This is a genomic window from Piezobacter thermophilus, assembly GCF_055386745.1.
In genome coordinates this window covers 2,266,556-2,284,396 of the sequence record NZ_AP042380.1, presented here as the reverse complement: position 1 = coordinate 2,284,396, position 17,841 = coordinate 2,266,556, and the positions used below count along the sequence as shown (strand labels likewise).

Annotated in this window: 13 protein-coding genes; 10 read left to right on the top strand and 3 right to left on the bottom strand. The window is 70.0% G+C overall.

All coding sequences use genetic code 11. The features are described from left to right. Positions 1 to 4: 4 nt before the first annotated feature. From ACZ5CM_RS11030 to ACZ5CM_RS10995, 8 genes are all read left to right on the top strand, one after another. Positions 5 to 3,127 (top strand): virulence factor SrfB, encoded by a 3,123-nt coding sequence (locus ACZ5CM_RS11030; RefSeq protein ID WP_464638671.1) that lies wholly within the window; start codon positions 5 to 7, stop codon positions 3,125 to 3,127. A gap of 10 nt (positions 3,128 to 3,137) precedes the next feature. Next, entirely contained in the window at positions 3,138 to 5,774 is a 2,637-nt protein-coding gene (locus tag ACZ5CM_RS11025; RefSeq protein ID WP_464638669.1) for a virulence factor SrfC family protein, read from the top strand. Continuing rightward, complete coding sequence (locus tag ACZ5CM_RS11020) at positions 5,771 to 6,799, top strand: hypothetical protein (protein WP_464638667.1); 1,029 nt, start codon at positions 5,771 to 5,773, stop codon at positions 6,797 to 6,799. Before ACZ5CM_RS11025 ends, ACZ5CM_RS11020 begins: the two co-directional genes overlap by 4 nt. Next, a complete protein-coding gene (locus tag ACZ5CM_RS11015; RefSeq protein ID WP_464638665.1) occupies positions 6,783 to 8,726 on the top strand; it encodes a vWA domain-containing protein in 1,944 nt (647 codons plus the stop codon). Before ACZ5CM_RS11020 ends, ACZ5CM_RS11015 begins: the two co-directional genes overlap by 17 nt. Before the next feature lie 6 nt (positions 8,727 to 8,732). Then, positions 8,733 to 9,470, top strand: coding sequence for an ABC transporter ATP-binding protein (locus ACZ5CM_RS11010; RefSeq protein WP_464638663.1), 738 nt, complete (start codon positions 8,733 to 8,735; stop codon positions 9,468 to 9,470). Continuing rightward, positions 9,464 to 10,660, top strand: a complete 1,197-nt coding sequence (locus ACZ5CM_RS11005) for an ABC transporter permease family protein (protein WP_464638661.1) — start codon at positions 9,464 to 9,466, stop codon at positions 10,658 to 10,660. Before ACZ5CM_RS11010 ends, ACZ5CM_RS11005 begins: the two co-directional genes overlap by 7 nt. Continuing rightward, positions 10,660 to 12,201: a formylglycine-generating enzyme family protein gene (locus ACZ5CM_RS11000; protein ID WP_464642584.1), complete on the top strand. Its 1,542-nt coding sequence runs from the start codon at positions 10,660 to 10,662 to the stop codon at positions 12,199 to 12,201. The genes ACZ5CM_RS11005 and ACZ5CM_RS11000 overlap by 1 nt, the downstream gene beginning before the upstream one ends. 193 nt (positions 12,202 to 12,394) lie before the next feature. Next, positions 12,395 to 13,672 (top strand): peptidoglycan-binding domain-containing protein, encoded by a 1,278-nt coding sequence (locus ACZ5CM_RS10995; RefSeq protein WP_464638659.1) that lies wholly within the window; start codon positions 12,395 to 12,397, stop codon positions 13,670 to 13,672. Between the two features lie 89 nt (positions 13,673 to 13,761). Here ACZ5CM_RS10995 and ACZ5CM_RS10990 read toward each other — a convergent pair whose 3' ends face one another. Together ACZ5CM_RS10990 and ACZ5CM_RS10985 are read right to left on the bottom strand one after the other, a co-directional pair. After that, complete coding sequence (locus ACZ5CM_RS10990) at positions 13,762 to 14,349, bottom strand: TetR/AcrR family transcriptional regulator (RefSeq protein ID WP_464638657.1); 588 nt, start codon at positions 14,347 to 14,349, stop codon at positions 13,762 to 13,764. 73 nt (positions 14,350 to 14,422) lie between these two features. Beyond that, positions 14,423 to 15,166, bottom strand: coding sequence for a calcium-binding protein (locus tag ACZ5CM_RS10985; protein ID WP_464638655.1), 744 nt, complete (start codon positions 15,164 to 15,166; stop codon positions 14,423 to 14,425). A 171-nt stretch (positions 15,167 to 15,337) separates the two neighbouring features. Here ACZ5CM_RS10985 and ACZ5CM_RS10980 point away from each other — a divergent pair, with 171 nt between their 5' ends. Both ACZ5CM_RS10980 and ACZ5CM_RS10975 read left to right on the top strand, forming a co-directional pair. Then, positions 15,338 to 15,646: a hypothetical protein gene (locus ACZ5CM_RS10980; protein WP_464638653.1), complete on the top strand. Its 309-nt coding sequence runs from the start codon at positions 15,338 to 15,340 to the stop codon at positions 15,644 to 15,646. Between the two features lie 135 nt (positions 15,647 to 15,781). Further along, complete coding sequence (locus ACZ5CM_RS10975) at positions 15,782 to 17,068, top strand: homoserine dehydrogenase (RefSeq protein ID WP_464638651.1); 1,287 nt, start codon at positions 15,782 to 15,784, stop codon at positions 17,066 to 17,068. Between the two features lie 219 nt (positions 17,069 to 17,287). Here the strand turns inward: ACZ5CM_RS10975 and ACZ5CM_RS10970 are convergent, their stop codons facing one another. Beyond that, the gene (locus ACZ5CM_RS10970; RefSeq protein WP_464638649.1) at positions 17,288 to 17,839 is read right to left on the bottom strand and encodes a TadE/TadG family type IV pilus assembly protein; all 552 of its coding nucleotides are present in this window, start codon (positions 17,837 to 17,839) and stop codon (positions 17,288 to 17,290) included. Between the last annotated feature and the right edge of the window lie 2 nt (positions 17,840 to 17,841).

Below are 17,841 nucleotides of genomic sequence, written 5' to 3'. Positions count from 1 at the left end.
CAAGATGAAGCAGTCACGACAACTGGCCCCCCTGACCGAGTGGCGCGACGAGATCACGCTGGTGCCCTTTTCCGGCACGCAGATCCTCGATTTCGGCTTCCGGCTGGATGCGTTCGATCTCAGGAACGCAAGGTTCATCGAACGCCGGGCCGGATCGGGGGATTCGCGGGAGGGGGCGGGCGAGGAGTGGGAACTCCTGCCGCTGAGCGGCGAGGCCGATCTGGACGAGGCGATCGAGGCCGGCGCGCGGCCCGACGATGACGCCTATGCCATCCGCCCCGTCGCTGCGCTGGAGCCGTTCCTGTCGAAATGGGTGCCGGTGCCGGTGCTGCGGCTGCGCAACGATCGCGGGCCGGGGGGCGAGGAACGCTTCGATCCCGGCCCCTCGGCCTGGGCGCGGATGCGTACGGTGGAACTTGACGAACCCGACCCGCTCACCGGCCATACCCATCGGGTGCAACTGGCGCTGGACACGGCGCTGGTCGAGGGGGAGCAGGGCCTGCGCTATCTCGGCCCCGACCGCAGCGATGCCGAGAAATCGCGCGAATTCCGCCTTGTCACGGACGCGGCGCGGATGGCGTGGTTCCTGCGCCGGCCCGAAACCGGCGAGAACGGCGAAAGCCTGGACCTGCAGAAATGGGTGTCGGACTGGCTGGACGATCTGTTCATGGCGTTCAAGCGCGCCGAACGGCCCGGCCGCAGCGTGACCCGCGAATCGCTGCCCCACCGCTTCGAGCACTGGGCGCGCTACCTGGCCTATCTGCGGCTGATCGGTCATGCGGTGAAGGTGCCCGGGCTGCGGCTGGCCAACACGGTGGGCGAAGGCGAAAGCGTCACCCCGGTGGATGTCGATCTGGTGCTCGACATCGGCAATTCGCGCAGCTGCGGCATCCTGATCGAGCGCTTCCCTGGCGAGATGCGCACCGATCTGGCGCGCTCGTTTCCGCTGGAAATCCGTGACCTGTCGCGCCCCGAATTCCACTATTCCGGCCTGTTCGAAAGCCGGGTGGAGTTCTCGGAACACCGCATGGGCGACGAACGCCTGGCCTCGCGCTCGGGGCGGCGCAACGCGTTCTTGTGGCCCTCGATCGTGCGCACCGGCCCCGAGGCGCTGCGCATGGTGGCCGAGGAGGAGGGGACCGAGACCGCCTCGGGGCTGTCCAGCCCGAAACGCTATCTGTGGGACGATGCGCCGCTGCACCAGGACTGGCGGTTTCACCATCATGCCGATCCCAACAACCTGCCCCGATCGCTGCGTGCGGCAATGCGGTTTCTCAACGAAGAAGGCGACGTTCTGGAGCAGGTGGAGGAGGACGAACGCGCGCGCCTGCGCCCGCGCGGGCAGGTCTCGAAAACGCCCGCGATCCGGCCGCGCTTTTCGCGTTCGTCGCTGTTCGGTTTCCTGCTGGCCGAGATCTTTTCACACGCGCTGGTGCAGGTGAACGCCCCGGCCGGCCGGGCCCGGCGGCCGCAATCGGATCTGCCGCGGCGGCTGGACCGGATCATCCTGACCCTGCCTACGGCGCTGACCGTGCAGGAACAGGCGATCATCCGCTCGCGAGCGCGCGGGGCGCTGAAGCTGGTCTGGGCGATGCTGGGGCTGAAGGGCCAGCCCGGCCCGCTGTCGCGGATGCCCGAGCTGATCGTGGAATGGGACGAGGCCAGCTGCACGCAGCTGGTCTGGCTTCATTCCGAACTGACCCAGAAATTCGAGGGCCGGATCGACCGCTTTCTCGAACTCAAGGGCAGGCCGCGCCCGATGCGCGAGGGCGCGCCCTCCGCGCCGTCGCTGCGGCTGGCCTGTATCGACATCGGCGGCGGCACCACCGACCTGATGATCACCACCTGGTGGGGCGAGGCCGGGCGGGTTCTGCACCCGCGGCAGAATTTCCGCGAGACCTTCCGCGTTGCCGGCGACGAGCTGCTGGAGCGGGTGATCTCGGTGATCGTGCTTCCGGGCATCCGGCAGGCGATTGCCGGGGCGGGCGGTGCGCATGCCGCCGAGAAGCTGCGCGAGCTGTTCGGCGGCGACTTTGCCGGGCTCGATCAGCAGAGCGTGCAGAAGCGCCGCCAGTTCGCGCTGCGGGTCCTGATGCCGCTGGCGGTGGCGGTGCTGAACGCCTGCGAGGAGGCCTGCGAGTTCGACAAGCTGACGGTTCGCGCAAGCGACGTTCTGGCGCTGGGCGAGGAGGTGAAAACGGACGGGCAGGGGCGCCAGCCGGTTCCGGCGGCCCTGGCGGCCTATGTCGAGGAGGCCGCTCGGGGCCTTGGCGCCGAGGGGTTCCGGCTGGGCGAGGTGGCGCTGGAATTCGGGCGGCAGGACGTTGACGGCATCGCCCGCGAGGTGCTGAACAAGGCGCTTGGCAACATGGCCGAGGTGATCGCGCATCTGGGCGCCGACGTTGTTCTTCTGACCGGGCGGCCCTCGCGCCTGCCGGCGGTGCGGGCGATATTGCAGGAGCTGCTGGTGGTGCCGCCGCACCGGCTGATCCCGATGCATGCCTGCAAGACGGGGCGGTGGTACCCGTTCCGCGACCCGGTGACCCAGCGCGTGGGCGACCCCAAGTCCACCGTGGCCGTGGGCGGGCTGCTGATGGCGCTGGCGCAGGCACGGATTCCCAATTTCAAGGTGACGACGCGGGCCTTGCGGATGCAGTCCACCGCCCGTTTCATCGGCGAGATGGACAATTCCGGGCAGATCCCGGATTCGCGCATCCTGTTTCGCACCGATGCCGATGGCGACGGCCACGGGGCGAACGGGCCGGCTTCGGCGGCTCAGATGCTGGCCGAGGTCACGATGCATACGCCGATCATGCTGGGATCGCGCCAGCTGCCGCTTGAACGGTGGACGACGACGCCGCTTTACCGGCTCGATTTCGCCACCCGTTCGGCGCAGGAGCGGGCGCCGCTTCGGGTGACGCTGGAGCGGACCGATTTCGACGACGACCCCGACAACGACACCCCCGAAGGCGTCCTGCGGCGCGAGGCCCTGCGCGAGGCCTTCTCGGTGGTCGAGGTCGAGGATGCCGAAGGGACCGCGATGAAGCCTTCGGAAGTGCGGCTGCGGTTGCATACGCTGGGCTTTGAGGAGGAATACTGGATCGACACCGGGGTGTTCCGGTTGTGAGGAGAGCACGATGACGAAAGAGGCGCAGGAAAGGCTTGGGCAGGCGTGCAGGGACGTGGCCGATCTGGCGGCGCGGGCGCGGGCCTGGGTCGAAACCCCCGGCAATGCCGATCTGGTCGGCGCCGAAGCGCGGTCGCTGGTGCAGGGGTTGCGTCGGGCCGGACGGCGGGCGCAGCGGCTGGCACGGGCGGCGGGCAGACGCATGTCGGTCAGCGTCTTCGGCCCCAGCCAGGCGGGCAAGTCCTTCCTGGTGTCGGTCCTTGCGCGCCCCGAAAAGGGCACGCTGGTGGCCGACTATGCCGGCGGGCAGCTCGACTACATCCGCGAGATCAACCCCGAGGGCGAGGGCGAAAGCACCGGCCTGGTCACCCGGTTCACCATGGAAAGATACGCGTCACCCGATGGTTACCCGGTGAAGCTCACGCTTCTGAGCGAAGCAGACATCATCCTCACGCTGGTCAACAGCTTCTTCATGGACGGCGACCGGTCCGAGCCGGTCCCCGATGCGGCGCTGATTTCCGAGCGCCTCGACGCGGCGCGGGCGCGGGCGGGGGCGGTGCAGCCCGGGCTTTCCGAGGACGACGTTCACGACATTGCCGAATATGTCGAGACGGTATTTGGCCGCGAGGCCTATGCGGCTGCCCTTCGCCCGCTGTGGGAGGAGGCCGCCGAAATCGCCCCCCGCCTTGCCAGCGCCGACCGGGCGGCGCTGTTTGCGCTGCTCTGGGGGGATCACGCGCCGTTTTCGGGGCTTTACACGCGGCTGGCCGGCGCTCTGGGCCGGCTGGGCCATGCGCAGGAGGTCTTTGCCGGGCTTGATGCGCTGGTGCCGCGGGAAAGCTCGATCATCGACGTCAAGACGCTGAGCGGCCGGGCCGACGGGGCACCGCTGACGGTCTCGACCGGCGACGGGCGGGTGGCGGAGCTGCCGCGCTCGGTCGTCTGCGCGCTGGCGGCCGAGCTGGTGCTGCCGATGCGCGATCTGCCCTCGCCGATTTTCGCCGAAACCGATCTTCTGGATTTTCCCGGTGCCCGCAACAGGTTCGAGCAGGATCTTGAGGCCGCGTTCGCCAAGTCCGAGGCCATCCTTCCCGAACTTCTGCTGCGCGGCAAGGTGGCCTATCTGTTCGACCGCTACGTGCAGAATCAGGAAATCACCTCGATGCTGCTGTGCATTCCCGACGGCAACATGGAAACCGTCGATCTGCCGGGGCTGGTGCAGGGATGGATCGCCGCGACCCATGGCGCCACCCCGCAGCAGCGCGCGCAGGGCGACACGGCCCTGTTCTTCGTGCTGACCAAGTTCGACAAGCACCTTTCCGACAGCGCCGCCGAGGGCGGCGACGAAAGCCGGTTCGAGCGGCGGATGCAGGCATCGCTGCTGGAAAAGTTCGGCAAGGGGGCCGATCCGTGGGTGGACGAATGGCTGCCGGGCCGGCCCTTCGACAACTGTTTCTGGCTGCGCAATCCGAACTACTACGTGGACGGTCTGATCGAGTATGACGATGCCCGGCGCGAGCTTCGCCTGCGCCCGGAGAAGGCCGAGCGGATCGCCCAGCTGCGTGCGGGCTGCCTGCGCGCGCCCGCCGTGCGGCGCCATTTCGCCGATCCCGAGGCGGCGTGGGATGCGGCCATGTCGCTCAATGACGGCGGGGTGAGCCATCTCACCGCGGCGCTGGCGCGGGTGTGCAGGCCCGACAGCAAGCTGCGCCAGATCTCGGCCCGGATCGGGACGATCGCAGGAGAGATGGCCCGCGCGCTTGCCCCCTATCACCTCTCGGACGACCTTCAGACCCGGATCGGCGAGAAGCAGCAGGCGGCGGATCGGGTGATCGACGATCTGCTGGTGGCGCTCGAGCGGCACCGCTTCGGCGCGTTGCTGGAGGCGCTGACCGTCGATCAGGACGAGATCGAGGCGCGCATCTCGCGGGTGCCGCCTTCGGTCCGGATCAGCAATGCGGTGGCCGCCGCCATGAGCGCGCCCCGGGCTACGGCGTCGGATCCGGGCCCGCTGCGCCCCGGCGGCCGCCGGGCGCGGCCGGAAGGCGGTGCTGATCGGGACGGGGGCGGCACGCGGACAATGACTCTGGAACAGTTCCAGGCGCAGAGCGCGGTCGAGGCATGGATCGACCGGATGAAGGCGCTGCGCGACGATCGCGCCCGGCGCGCGGCCTGGGGGTTGGGGGATGCCACGGCGGCCGATCTGGTGGCCGAACTCATCCATGCCGCGCGCCGCACCGGGTTGGCACCGCGCACCGCGCGGGCGCTGGCAGAGGTCAATTTCGGCCTGACCGTGGAACGCCAGGCCCCGCCCGCCGCCATCGTCGCGGCCGAGCGGATCAACGATTTCGTGGCCACGCTGGGGATGCGCGACATCCCCGAAGCCGACCGCCCGCGGGTGGAGCCGCCGGATGGCGAGGCCCGGCCCGTCTTTGCCGAACGACCGGTCTCTGAACGGGTGGACGATCTGCCCGAGCGGCCCCGGACGCTGGCCGCCGATGTCTGGAGCGACTGGGTGCACGCATTGTTCGCGCTGTTCGTCGCCAATGCGAAGGACATGGCCGGAGGCGAGATCGACGTGGAGCAGAACCTCGCTCTGGGCGAGATCCTGGCCGGGTTGCGCGAACGGGAACGGGAGGGCGCATGAAGCTCGTCATTCGCCCCGACCCGGGCGCGCCGGCTGGCGGCCACGCGCTGCTGGAGCTTCCCGCGGGAACGCTGGCCGAAACCGAAGTGCGCGTCGCCGTTCAGGAAAGTTACGGCGAACGCTGGCTGGGGCCGGATGGCTGGCAGCGCGAGCGGTACGGGTTCGGCCCCTTTCCCGTGCAGCGCTCGGGCAGCGCCGACCGCATCCGCATCGGCCCCGGGATCGTGGACCGGATCGAGGAATACACGCCCTTGCGGATCGTTCTGGGCGTGGTGGTGCATGACGTGATCTGGCCTGACAGCGTCGGCCCGCGCGCGGGTGCTGCCGCGACGGGGGCGATCCGCCCGGCCCGCCGCCCCGAGGCGGAGGAGCCCGCTGCGGAAGAGCCGCCTTCGCCACCATCGCCCGAACCCGCCCCCGGGTCCGTGCCCGAATCCGGTGCGTTGCCGGATTCGCCCCCCGATGCGGAGGAGGAAGCGCCCTCGCCGCCACCGGGAGGCCGGCGGCGGTGGAGGTGGATTTTGCTGCCGGCGGTTCTTCTCGCCGCCTTGGCGGCCGCATGGTGGTGGTCGCGCTTCGAAGGTGAAGATCAGCCGGCAAGCACAGGCGAGGCAACCGAAAATCTGTCTGCCGGCCCGGAGGGGCGGGGGCCGGTCTGCGACTATGAGGGGCTGCGCGCCGTTGATGGCGGCTTTGTCGCGGTGGAACGCGCGATCCGCCGCTGCGGCGCGGCGCTTGCCCCCGATGCCGCCCTGCGCCTGGTCGAGGATGCGGCGGCGCGTGACGATCCGGCCGCGCTGGCGCTGTTCGGCGCGCTCTATGACGGCGGGGTCGAGGATGCCCGGATCGAACGGGTGATCGGCCTGAGCTTCGGGGATGATCCGGCCAAGGCGGCCGAATACTATGCGCGGGCGGTGCGCGCCGGGGCCGAGGGGGTCCGGCCGCGTCTTGCCGCCGTGTGCGCGCGCCTGCGCGGCGCCGAGGGCACGCTGGAGAAGGGGGCTTTCGATGATTTCTGTGGTTAGGCTGCTGTGGCGGGGCGGCATCGCGGTGCTGCTGGCGCTGGGGGTGGCGGAGATGGCGCCGCCGGCCGGGGCGGCACCGCAGCGTCCGCTCGTGGTCGAGGGGCGCAAGACCGTCTATCAGCGCGTCCTCACCCGGCCCGGCGCCATGCTGCGCCCCGCCCCCGCGGATGAGGCCGGGGCCGATGCGGCGCGCCGGTATCCCGCCTTCCAGCCCCTTTATGTCTATGCCGTGCGCCCCGGCTGGTATCAGGTGGGCCCTTCGGTGTCCGCCGGCCCCGAGGGCTGGGTCGCAGCCGCCGAGGTGGTGCCGTGGAAGCACAACATCGTCGCCGCCTTCACCAATGCCGCCGGGCGCAAGCGCCAGATCCTGTTCGAATCCGAGGCCGCCCTGCGCCGGCTGATGGAGAGCGAGACTCTGGCCGCCGACCAGGACCGGATGCTGGCCGCCATCGAGGCCGGCCGGCCCGATCCGGCCGACGGGATCGTGGCGGCCGAGCCGAAGGAATTCGTCAACATCGTCGAGCGGCTCTATCTCATGCCGATCCTCGATTTCGTGCAGGATCTGCACCCGCTGACCTACGAGGACAACCTGCTGATGAAGGTCGCCTCGGTGCCATTACGCGAGGGCGGCGGGCAGACGGGGGCGATCTCGGACGATTTCGATGCGGGGATCGTCTTCGTCTTCGACACCACCCGGTCGATGGGCCCCTATATCGCCCGCACCCAGAAGGCGGTCGAGAAGATCGTCGAGGAGCTGCGTGGAACCGAGATCGGCAGCCGGGTGCAGTTCGGGGTGGTGGGCTTTCGCGACAACCCGGGCGCGGTGCCGGGGCTGGAATACCGCACCCGCACGCTGCTGCCGCTGGAGCGGCGCCGCGATCAGACGCCGGTGATCGCCACGATCCGGGCGGCGACGAAGGTGGCGGTGGCCAACTCGCCGGGGTTCAACGAGGACAGCCTTGCCGGGGTCGAGGACGCGGTGGAACTGACCCGGTGGGAGCCCGCCGGGGGCGATCCGTTCGATGCCCGCATCGTCATCCTGATCACCGATGCCGGCCCCAAGGATCCACGCGATCCCAACGCGCGCTCGCCCATCGGCCCGGCCGAGCTTCAGCGCGCGGCGCAGGACAAGGGGGTGGCGGTGATGACGCTGCACCTGCAGACCCCGGCCGGGGGCGAGGCCCAGCACGCCTGGGCCGAAGCGCAGTACCGGGCGCTGTCGCGGTTCAATGGCAACAGCTACTATTACGGCATCTCCGACGGGTCGGAGGCGGCGTTCGAGGCGACGGTGACGCGGCTGGTGACGGCGCTGACCGACATGATCCGCGAGGCGCGCGAGGAACGCCCGCTGCTGTCCCCGCAGGAGCGCGGGCAGGAGCTGGTCGATCTGGGCCGGGCGATGCGGCTGGCCTGGCTGGGCCGGCAGAAGGGCACCCAGGCCCCCGACATCATCGAGGGCTGGGTGTCGGAAAAGGCGGTCGAGAACCCGGCGAAGCTGGCGGTGGAGCCGCGCCTTCTGGTCACCCGCAACGAGATGGCGACCATGGCCGAGCTGCTCGACAATCTTCTGACCCTGGGCGAGCGGGCGCGCAGCGCCGAGGATTCGGACCGCTTCTTCGCGCAGGTGCGCGACGTGGTGGCGCGGATGGCGCTCAACCCCGACCGGCTGGTCAACCCGGAGGCGGAGACGCTGGGCGGTGCGCTCGAGTTCCTTGAGGATCTGCCCTATGAAAGCCAGCTCATGCTGACCACCGAGGAACGCTGGCGGCAGAGCGCGATGAACCGCCGCACGATCCTTGACGGGATGCGCCAGAAGCTTGCGCAATACCGCAAGTGGCTGCACGACCCGGCGGTGTGGACGGCCTTGTGGGAGGGGGCGCCGGATGGCGAATACGTCTTTGCCATGCCGTTCGACGTGCTGCCCTGAGCGCCGGTGAGCGGGGCGTTGCGGCTTGGCGCGGGGAGGTGCGACCTGCGCGATGGCGACCGGCTGTTCCGGCTGGAATGGGGCAGGCTGGAGCTGCGCGCGGGTCAGGCGGTGGCGCTGACCGGGCCCAGCGGGTCGGGCAAGACGCTGCTGCTGGAAATCCTCGGCCTGTTGCGCCCGCCGGGGCCGGGCGGCGGGAGCTACGAGTGGCAGGACGCGGCCGGCGCGCGGCGCGATCTGGCCGGGATGTGGGCGGCGGGGCCGCGCAGCCGGGCGCTGGCGCGGATGCGCGGGCGGATGTTCGGTTTCGTACCGCAAACGGGGGGGCTCATGCCGTTTCTGACGGTGGCCGAGAATGTCGCGCTCTCGCAGCGGGTGGCCGGGCACGCCGATCTCGACTGGTGCCGCGACCTGGTTGCGCGGCTGGGGCTGGAGGGGGTGGCCGGGCTGCGCCCCGGCGCGCTGTCCATCGGTCAGCGCCAGCGGGTGGCGGTGGCCCGCGCGCTGGCCCATCGCCCGCCCTTCGTGATCGCTGACGAACCCACCGGGTCGCTCGACCCCGAAAGCGCCGACCGGGTGCTGGAGTTGCTGCTGGAAATCGCCGGGGCCCAGGGCTGCGGCGTGATCCTGTCCAGTCACGATCTCGACCGGATCGGCGCCTTCGGGATTGCGCGCCTGTCGCTTTCGGTCGCGGCCGGGCCGGGGGGAGAGGTCGTAAGCCGGCTGGAGGCGGCGCCATGCTGATTGCCTCGCTCGCCCTGCGCGATCTGCTGCGCGACCGGCTTTTCCTGATCTGCAACGTGGCGGTGATGGTCGGGGTGCTGGTGCCGCTTCTGGTTCTGTTCGGGGTCAAGAACGGCGTCTACGCGGCGCTGATCGGCGAGATGCTGGCCGATCCGGCGAACCTGCAGATCGACACCTCCGGCAACGTGACCCTGACCGAGCCCGAGATCGCGCCGCTGCGCGACTGGCCCGAGGTGGCATTCCTGACCCCGAAGGTGCGCAGCCAGTTCGATTACGTGAACTTGCGGCGCGAGGGCGGCCGGCGGATGCGCCCGGCGCTGGTGATGCCCTCGGGGGCGGGGGATCCGACCCTGCCGCCGGAGGTGGTGCTGGAGGCGGGGCAGGTCGCGGTCAGCGCCGCTCTGGCCGCCCAGCTGGGCCTGCAGGCCGGGCAGAAGGTGCAGATGATCACCCAGGCCGAGGGCCGGCCCCGGCAACTGGTTCTGACGGCGGTGGTGGCGGCCGTCCTGCCCGAGCGCGCGGTGGCCGGGCGGGCGGTTCTGGCGCCGTTCGAGACGCTTGACCTGATCGAGGCGTTCTACGAGTCCTACAGCCTGCCCGAATACGGCATCACCGGCACCCGCGAGCTGAGCGAACGCGTGCCGGCCTATGCCGGGGTGCGGCTCTATGCCCGGCGGCTTGAGGACGTGGCGCCGCTTCAGGCGCGGGTGGAGCGGGCGCTGGGGATTTCCACCACCGCCCGCACGCGCGAGATTGCCTCGCTGCTGGGGCTGGGTCGGCGGCTTGATCTGGCGCTGGCGCTGACCGCGGGCATGGCGGCGACGGGGCTGGGGGCGGCGCTGCTGTTCGGGTTCTGGTCGGATGCGGTGCGCAAGCGGCAGGTTCTGGCCGGGATATCGCTTCTCGGTGTTCCGGCCGGCGAGCTTGCCCTGTTTCCGATGGTGCAGGCGGCGGTGACGGCGGCGCTGGGGCTGGCGTTGTCGTTTGCGCTCTATGCGCTGGCGGGGCGGGCGGCGGCGGCGCTGTTCGGCGACGGGCTGCCCGAGGGCGCGCAACTGGCGGTGATCGGGCCCGGGCAGGCGCTGGCGATCTGCGCCGGGGTGCTGGCACTGGTGCTGGCGGCGGCGGGGCTGGCGGCGTGGACGGTGTTGCGGCTGGACCCGGCCAGCGTGCTGCGGGAGGGGGCGTGATGCGCCCCCTGGTGGTGGTTGCGCTGCTGTGGGCGGCGGCGGTCCGGGCCGAATCCTGGCCCGTGGAGCTTGCCGATCCGGCGGCGGCGCGGGGCGACCCGGCCGATCTGGTCCTGCCCATGCCCTGCGGCGCGGCCATGGCGTTTCAGAAGGTGACGGTTCCGGTCGAGGCGGCCGACCCGCTGGCCGACCGGCGGCTGCGGCTGGGTCAGCCGGTCGCGGCCACCGGCTATGCCGACGATCTGCGCACCACCTTCCTGCGCGGCCCTTTCGAAGAGGGCGGGGCCACGCATTACTACATCGCCCGCTACGAGATGACCGAGGGTCAGTGGCGCGCGCTGCATGGCGACTGCTCCGCGCCCACCCGCCGCGATCGGCTGGCGAAAGGCGGGCTGAGCTGGTTCGACGCGGTGGATGCGGCGCGCCTTTATACCGAATGGCTGCTGGCGAACGCGCCCGAACGGATGCCGCGCGCCGATGGCGCGGCCGGCTTCTTCCGCCTGCCCACCGGGGACGAGTGGGAATATGCCGCCCGCGGCGGGGCGCGGGTGGATGACGCCCGCTTTGCCGAACGCACCTATTTCGGGGCGGGGGACATGCGCGAACACGCGCTGTTCCAGACCCCCGGCTCGGGGCGCGGGCGGCTGGGGCCGGTGGGGCTGCGCAAGCCCAACCCGCTGGGCCTGTTCGACGTCTACGGCAATGCCGAGGAGCTGGTGTTCGAGCCGTTCCGCCTGAACGCGGCGGGGCGGTTGCACGGGCAGGCGGGCGGGGTGGTCACGCGGGGGGGCTCGGTGCTTTCCTCCGGTGACCAGTTGTTCAGCGCGCAACGCACCGAATATCCGCCCTTCGACGGGCGGGGGGTGCCGACGCGCTCGGCCACCTTCGGGGTGCGGCTGGTGATCTCGGCGCCGGTGGTGACCTCGGATGCGCGGCTGGCGGTAATCCGCGACCGCTGGAAGGCGCTGACCGAGAGGGCGGGCGGCAAGGGTGGCGCGGCCGATCCCGATCTTCTGCTGTCCACCCTGATTGCGGCCGAACCCGACCCGCGGCGCAAGGCGGCGCTGGGGGCGATCCAGCTTGAACTTCGGCGCGATCGCGACCGGGCGCAGACGGCGCGGATGCAATCGGCGCGTGCGACCCTCCTGGCGGGGGCGATGTTCGTGCGTGCCCTGCGCGACACCGCCGACCGGATCGCCGCCAGGCAGGAAAGCATCCGCATGCTGGTGGCGTTTCAGCGCGCCGGCCGCGCGTCGGACGTGCTGAGGCGGCAGATGCGGGCGCATGTGCGCCAGCTGGAGGCCTTCCGCCGCCGGCAGTCGGGTTACCTGCTGTCCTACCGGGCGGCTCTGGAGACGCTGAGCACGGAGACCACGCCGGAGGAGCGGCAGACCGCCCATGACGTTCTGCGCGAAGAGCTTTCACTGTCCGGCCGACCGTCCGAGCGCGACATGCTGGACAGTTTCTGGCGCGATCTGGGCGTCTATGCCGCGCGTCCCGACATGGGGAGAGAGGCGCTTCTGTCGCTGGCGCTGGATTGAGGCGGCGGGCGCGCAGCGGATGCTGCGCGGGGGCGGCTGGGTCGGGTGTTCGGCAAATGCTTGCCGGTTCGCGTGCTTGACAGGGAGAGGTTTGTTTGATGGGCTGGTGTTCGATTGATGTTCATGTATCAACCGAAAGCGCCGCTCCTGCCAACAGGGCGCGGAAAGGTTACACGAGGTCGAGGATTTCACGATGATCGGACGCAAATTCATGGTTTCCCTGATGGCCGCCAGCATGATCGCGGCCCCCGCCACGAGGGTCGCGGCGGGCAATGACGCGGCGGCGCTGCTGGGTGGTGCGATCCTGGGCGGGATCATCGTCAACGAGGTCAACAAGAACAAGCAGCGCAAGGCGGCCGCAGCCGCAGCCGCCCGGCGCAACGCGGCGGCCCACCAGGCGCAGAAGCAGATGAATCGCGACATCCAGACGGCGCTGAACTTCTTCGGCTACGATGCCGGGCCCGTGGATGGAGCCATCGGCCGGCGCTCGCGCGCGGCCATTTCCAGGTTCCAGGCGGAAATGGGATACACGGCCGACGGCTATCTCGACGATTTCGAGCGCGACTTCCTGCTGAGCAGCTACCAGCGCGCGCTCGCATCGGCGAATGTGCCGCCCTACAACCAGATCCTTGCCACGCAGGGCCAGCGCGGCCTGCTGCGCACCTTCCGCAACGAACAGCTTGGCATTCCGACCCAGGCGCCGCCGATCCAGTCGGCCGTCGCCCCCGCGCCGGCGCCCGCCCCGACCCCGGCCCCGCAGCCCCGGACGGGCGGCGGCAACGCGGCATTGCCCAGTTTCACCTTCGGGCAGAACAGCCGCTCGATCGGCGAGCATTGCAACGAGATCGGGGTGCTCACCGCCGCCAATGGCGGGCTGACCGCTGCCGGGCGCGTGGCGGACAGCGAATTTGCCCTCAACGAACAGTTCTGCCTGGCCCGGACCAACGCCATGGCGGAAAGCTCGCGCCTTGAGGAAGCCATTCCGAACATGACGCCGGAGCAGGTCGTGCAGCAATGCAAGGGGCTGAGCCAGGCGCTGGCGGCGAGCCTGGCCAATATCACCTCCCAGCGCCCGTCCCGGGTCATCGCCGACACCTCGGCCTTCCTGCGTGAGTCCGGCAAGCCGCTGGATCAGCTGGCGGCGGGCGGCAGGGTCTGCCTGGGGGTGGGCTATCGCACGGATGACGCGCAGATGGCGCTGGCCTCGGCGGTGTTGCTGGTGGGGGCCGGGCAGCTGGGCTATGGCGAGGTTGTCAGCCACCACCTGCGTGAAGGCTTCGGCGTTTCCCAGGCCCGGCCGGACCTGGCGAAAGAGTGGATGCGGATGACGCTGAACGCGGTGCGCAATGGCGGCACTGCGGTTCTGGGGCAGTCGGCGGATCGGCTGGCGGTCCTGGCCGAGGCGACCGACGGGGCAACCGGGACGGGGGCGACGGCGCTGCCGGCCTTCCCGACGACCGGCGGCAACTGACCAAGCCGGCCGCTGCCGCCGGCGCGCGCGGGCATTGCGGGGCGGTGCCTTCGGGCCCCGTTCCGCATGATGCTACTCGCGTGATCGGGTCAGGCGCCGACGGCCTTGCGGATCATGTCCCAGTAGATGGCTTCCACCTGGTCGAGCGACAGCCGCCCGCCGGCGCGATACCAGGTGTTCACCCCGGTGAGCATGGCGATCACCGCCAGCGTCGCGATCTTGGGATCGGGCACCGCGAAAAGGCCCGCGGCCACCCCGCGCCGCAGGATGCCTTCCAGTTCGTCCTCGTAGCGTTTGCGCAGGGTCTCGATCCGGGCGAAGTTTTCCGGCGTGAGGTTGCGCAGCTCCATGTAGGCGATGAACACCGCGTCGGGGCGTTCGAGGTGAAACCGGATGTGGAAGCGGGTGAAGCTTTCCAGCTCCGCCACCGGATCGTCGGTGCGGCGAATCGCGGCGCGGGCTTGCAGAAGCTCTTCGAGGTGGCTTTCCATCAGCCCGAAAAGCAGGCTCTGCTTGTCCGGGATGTAGTTGTAGAGAGCGCCGGCCTGCACGCCGACCTCGCGGGCGATCTGGCGCATGGAGACGGCCGCGTATCCGTGGCGCGCGAACAGTTTCAACGCCGCCGCGCGGATGCGCGGACCGGTGATGTCGGAATGCGACCCTTGCGTGCGTGCCATGGGGCGAAAGGCTATCTGAACACGCGTTCAGATAAAACCCCTCTTTTGCCGCGGCACGCCGCCGCCGGGCGGCTCAGAGATATTCGACCGTGAGCGTCGAGGGGGAATCGAAGACCCCCTGGAGCAGCAGGTGCCCGCCCGAGAACAGGATCCTGATGCCGTCGAGGGTCTGGATCATCTCGACATCGGCCGCGGTCAGGCCGACGAAGGTCAGCTTGTCGGCGGCGGTATCGAAATCGGTGATGACGTCGGTGCCCTGGTCCGGCGCGGCGCCGAGGTCGAAGACGAACTCGTCGGCGCCGTTCCCGCCAGTCATCGTGTCGTCGCCGGCCCCGCCTTCAAGCGTATCGGCGCCACCGCCGCCCTCGAGCGAATCGTTGCCCGCATCGCCATCGAGGAAATCCTTTCCGCGCCCGCCTGCCAGCGTGTCGTTGCCATTGTCGCCGTCGAGAATGTCGTTGCCCTTGTTGCCGCGCAACTCGTCCGATCCGGCCCCGCCGACCAGGGAATCGCGGCCCGCGCCCCCCTTGAGAAGATCGTTGCCCTTGTTGCCGAACAGCGTGTCGTTGCCATCGCCACCGAAGAGCTTGTCGAATTTCGCTCCGCCGGTGATGCTGTCGTCCCCGGCCAGCCCGGCGATCCTGTCGCGGCCCGCGCCGCCGGCTAGGGTGTCGTTGCCGGCCGTTCCGTCGATGACGGTCACCGCGGCGGCGCCCGAAACGGTCGGAAAGAGCGCGGCGCCGGTGGTCTCGGTGGCGAGTTCGTCGAGAAAGGAAAAGGTCCAGATATCCGTGGTCGAACTGGCGCTGATGGTCATCTTGCCCCCCGGAAATGTCCTGATGCTGGTTGCAACCGTTGGCGGATACGAAACAACAGCTGGCGGACAGGTGCAACCTCATTCGCCGGATTTGCCGGGGGCGGGGCCGGAAGGCGCACCAAAATCGGCTCTGGTGCTTGCGCCGGCCGCCGGGACGCGGCATCAGGGGGCATGATGCGGAAAACCGGACGGAACTGGCGGGTGCGCTTGTGGGTGCGCCGTATTCCGGTGGCGGCGCTGGCCGCCGGGGTGCTGGCATTGTCCGCCGGTTGTGCGCAGGTGCCGGAACTGGCCGCGACGATCAGAGAGGACCTGCGCGACTCGGATTATCCCCAGCTGCGCCCGATCGGCTCTCTGGCCGCACCGCTGCCGCCCCCCGCCGAGGAGGCGGCGCAGCTGGAGGCGGCCATGGAGTGGCGCCGTCTTGCGCTGGAGCGGCGGGTGCGGGAATTGCGCCAGGCCGGTGGTGGGGGGGCATGACCGGAGCCGGATGGATGCTGGCGCGGGCAAGGACGGGAAACGGGGGGCCGGCGGGCGGGCGCATCTGTTGCGTTGCGCCGGGGCGGTGAACCGGCTAAGCCACGGGCCGGACACCGCAGAAGAGGATTTCGCCCCATGTCTCAGCCGCTGCGTCTTGGAATTGCCGGCCTTGGAACCGTTGGTGCGGGGGTGGTGAAGATCGTCCGGCGCCATGCCGATCTGCTGGCGGCGCGTACGGGCCGGCGGATCGAGATCAGCGCCGTGAGCGCGCGCAACCGCAACAAGGACCGGGGCGTGAGCCTTTCCGGCTATGGCTGGGAGGACGACCCGGTCGCCCTGGCCCGGCGCGAGGACGTGGACGTTTTCGTCGAGCTGATGGGCGGCGAGAACGGCCCGGCAAAGGCCTCGGTCGAGGCGGCGCTGGCGGCCGGCAAGGACGTGGTGACGGCCAACAAGGCGATGCTGGCCGTGCATGGTCAGGCGCTGGCCGAGCGTGCCGAGGCCGCAGGCCGCGCGATCCGCTACGAGGCGGCGGTGGCCGGCGGCATCCCGGTCATCAAGACGCTGATCGAGGGGCTTGCCGGCAACGAGATCACCCGCGTGATGGGGGTGATGAACGGCACCTGCAACTACATCCTGACCCGGATGGAGAGCGAGGGCCGCAGTTACGACGAGCTGTTCGAGGAGGCCGGGAGGCTGGGCTATCTCGAGGCCGACCCGGAACTGGACGTGGGGGGCATCGATGCCGGGCACAAGCTGGCGCTGCTGGCGGCGATTGCCTTCGGGGCACGGCCGGATTTCGCCTCCGTGGAGCTGGAGGGCATTCAGCGGATCGAGCTGGAGGATATCCGCCAGGCCGCCGACATGGGGTTCCGGATCAAGCTTCTGGGGGTGGCGCAGCGCACGGCGCGGGGGCTGGAGCAGCGGATGCAGCCCTGCCTGGTGCCGGCTGCCTCTCCGCTGGGTCAGCTTGAGGGTGGGACCAACATGGTGGTGATCGAGGGCGATTCGGTCGAACAGGTGGTGCTGCGCGGCCCCGGCGCGGGTGAGGGGCCCACGGCCAGCGCGGTGATGGGCGATGTGTGCGATCTGGCGCGCGGGCTGCGCGGGCCCACCTTCGGGCAGCCGGCGGTGTCGCTCAAGGCGCTGCCTCCGGCCCGCACCGGGCTGCCGGCGCCGTATTACCTGCGGATGAAGCTGGTGGACAAGCCCGGCGCGCTGGCCAGGATCGCCACGATCCTGGGCGAGGCCGGCGTGTCCATCGACAGGATGCGGCAATACGGCCATTCCGAGCCTTCGGCGCCGGTTCTGATCGTCACCCACAAGACCACCCGGGCCGGGATCGACCGGGCGCTCGAGGCCATGCGGGGTCTTGACGTGCTGAGCTCGGCGCCAGTGGCGTTGCGGATCGAGCAGGTCTGAGCGCCGCGGGGTGGTTCGCGGTTGCGTGGAAAGGGCGTTGCCGTCTGGCGCGGGCGGCGGGTGAAGGTGCCGTCGCGCAGGCGGTGACGGGTGCGAGGCCGCGCGGGCAATTTTCACCGAAGAATCGCCGGTGCGATCCGATCGGTGCGAGGGGCGCTGCCCCTCTTGGCCTGCGGCCAATTCACCCCGGAGTATTTCCGGCAAGAGGAAGGGGGGCGGTCAGGCGCCGGCCCAGGCCACCTGCGGCGCAAAGCGCGGGCGGGTGAACACGAAATTGTCCAGCGGGATCGGGTCGATGCCGACGTTGAACAGGGGCACGAAGGTGTTGCTGGTCTCGATCAGGATCACCCGCTCGCTGTCGGGCATGGTCGGCAGGCGGGTTTCGATGTCGCGCAGGTTGGCATTGGTGCGCAGCGTGGCATAGCCGCGTGCGGCCGACCAGTCCACGTAGTAGCGGTCGTCGGCTTCGTCGTAGCGGACGACGGTGATGCGCAGTTTCACCTCGGAGCCCGAGCGGGTCATCATCTGCAGCAGGCGGTACATGCTGTCCACGTATTCCTGGTCGATCGCCGCGGTTTCGCGCGAGATCAGGTCGCCGATGGTGTAGGCCGCCTTGAGGTTGGTGTTGCTCTGCCGGTAGCCGTCGAAATAGACGTAGCTGGCCATGAAGGCCCAGAACAGGAACGGCATCACAAGGACGAATTCGACCGAAACGCTGCCGCGGGTGCCGCGGGCGAATGCGCCGAGCCTGTTTGCGAGAGCCGTGAGCATCC

Coding starts and splice junctions, on each gene's coding strand:
- ACZ5CM_RS11030 (WP_464638671.1), top strand. CDS start 5: ATGAAGCAGTCACGACAACTGGCCCCCCTGACCGAGTGGCGCGACGAG.
- ACZ5CM_RS11005 (WP_464638661.1), top strand. CDS start 9,464: ATGCTGATTGCCTCGCTCGCCCTGCGCGATCTGCTGCGCGACCGGCTT.
- ACZ5CM_RS11015 (WP_464638665.1), top strand. CDS start 6,783: ATGATTTCTGTGGTTAGGCTGCTGTGGCGGGGCGGCATCGCGGTGCTG.
- ACZ5CM_RS10975 (WP_464638651.1), top strand. CDS start 15,782: ATGTCTCAGCCGCTGCGTCTTGGAATTGCCGGCCTTGGAACCGTTGGT.
- ACZ5CM_RS10970 (WP_464638649.1), bottom strand. CDS start 17,839: ATGCTCACGGCTCTCGCAAACAGGCTCGGCGCATTCGCCCGCGGCACC.
- ACZ5CM_RS10985 (WP_464638655.1), bottom strand. CDS start 15,166: ATGACCATCAGCGCCAGTTCGACCACGGATATCTGGACCTTTTCCTTT.
- ACZ5CM_RS10995 (WP_464638659.1), top strand. CDS start 12,395: ATGATCGGACGCAAATTCATGGTTTCCCTGATGGCCGCCAGCATGATC.
- ACZ5CM_RS11000 (WP_464642584.1), top strand. CDS start 10,660: ATGCGCCCCCTGGTGGTGGTTGCGCTGCTGTGGGCGGCGGCGGTCCGG.
- ACZ5CM_RS11025 (WP_464638669.1), top strand. CDS start 3,138: ATGACGAAAGAGGCGCAGGAAAGGCTTGGGCAGGCGTGCAGGGACGTG.
- ACZ5CM_RS10990 (WP_464638657.1), bottom strand. CDS start 14,349: ATGGCACGCACGCAAGGGTCGCATTCCGACATCACCGGTCCGCGCATC.
- ACZ5CM_RS11020 (WP_464638667.1), top strand. CDS start 5,771: ATGAAGCTCGTCATTCGCCCCGACCCGGGCGCGCCGGCTGGCGGCCAC.
- ACZ5CM_RS10980 (WP_464638653.1), top strand. CDS start 15,338: ATGATGCGGAAAACCGGACGGAACTGGCGGGTGCGCTTGTGGGTGCGC.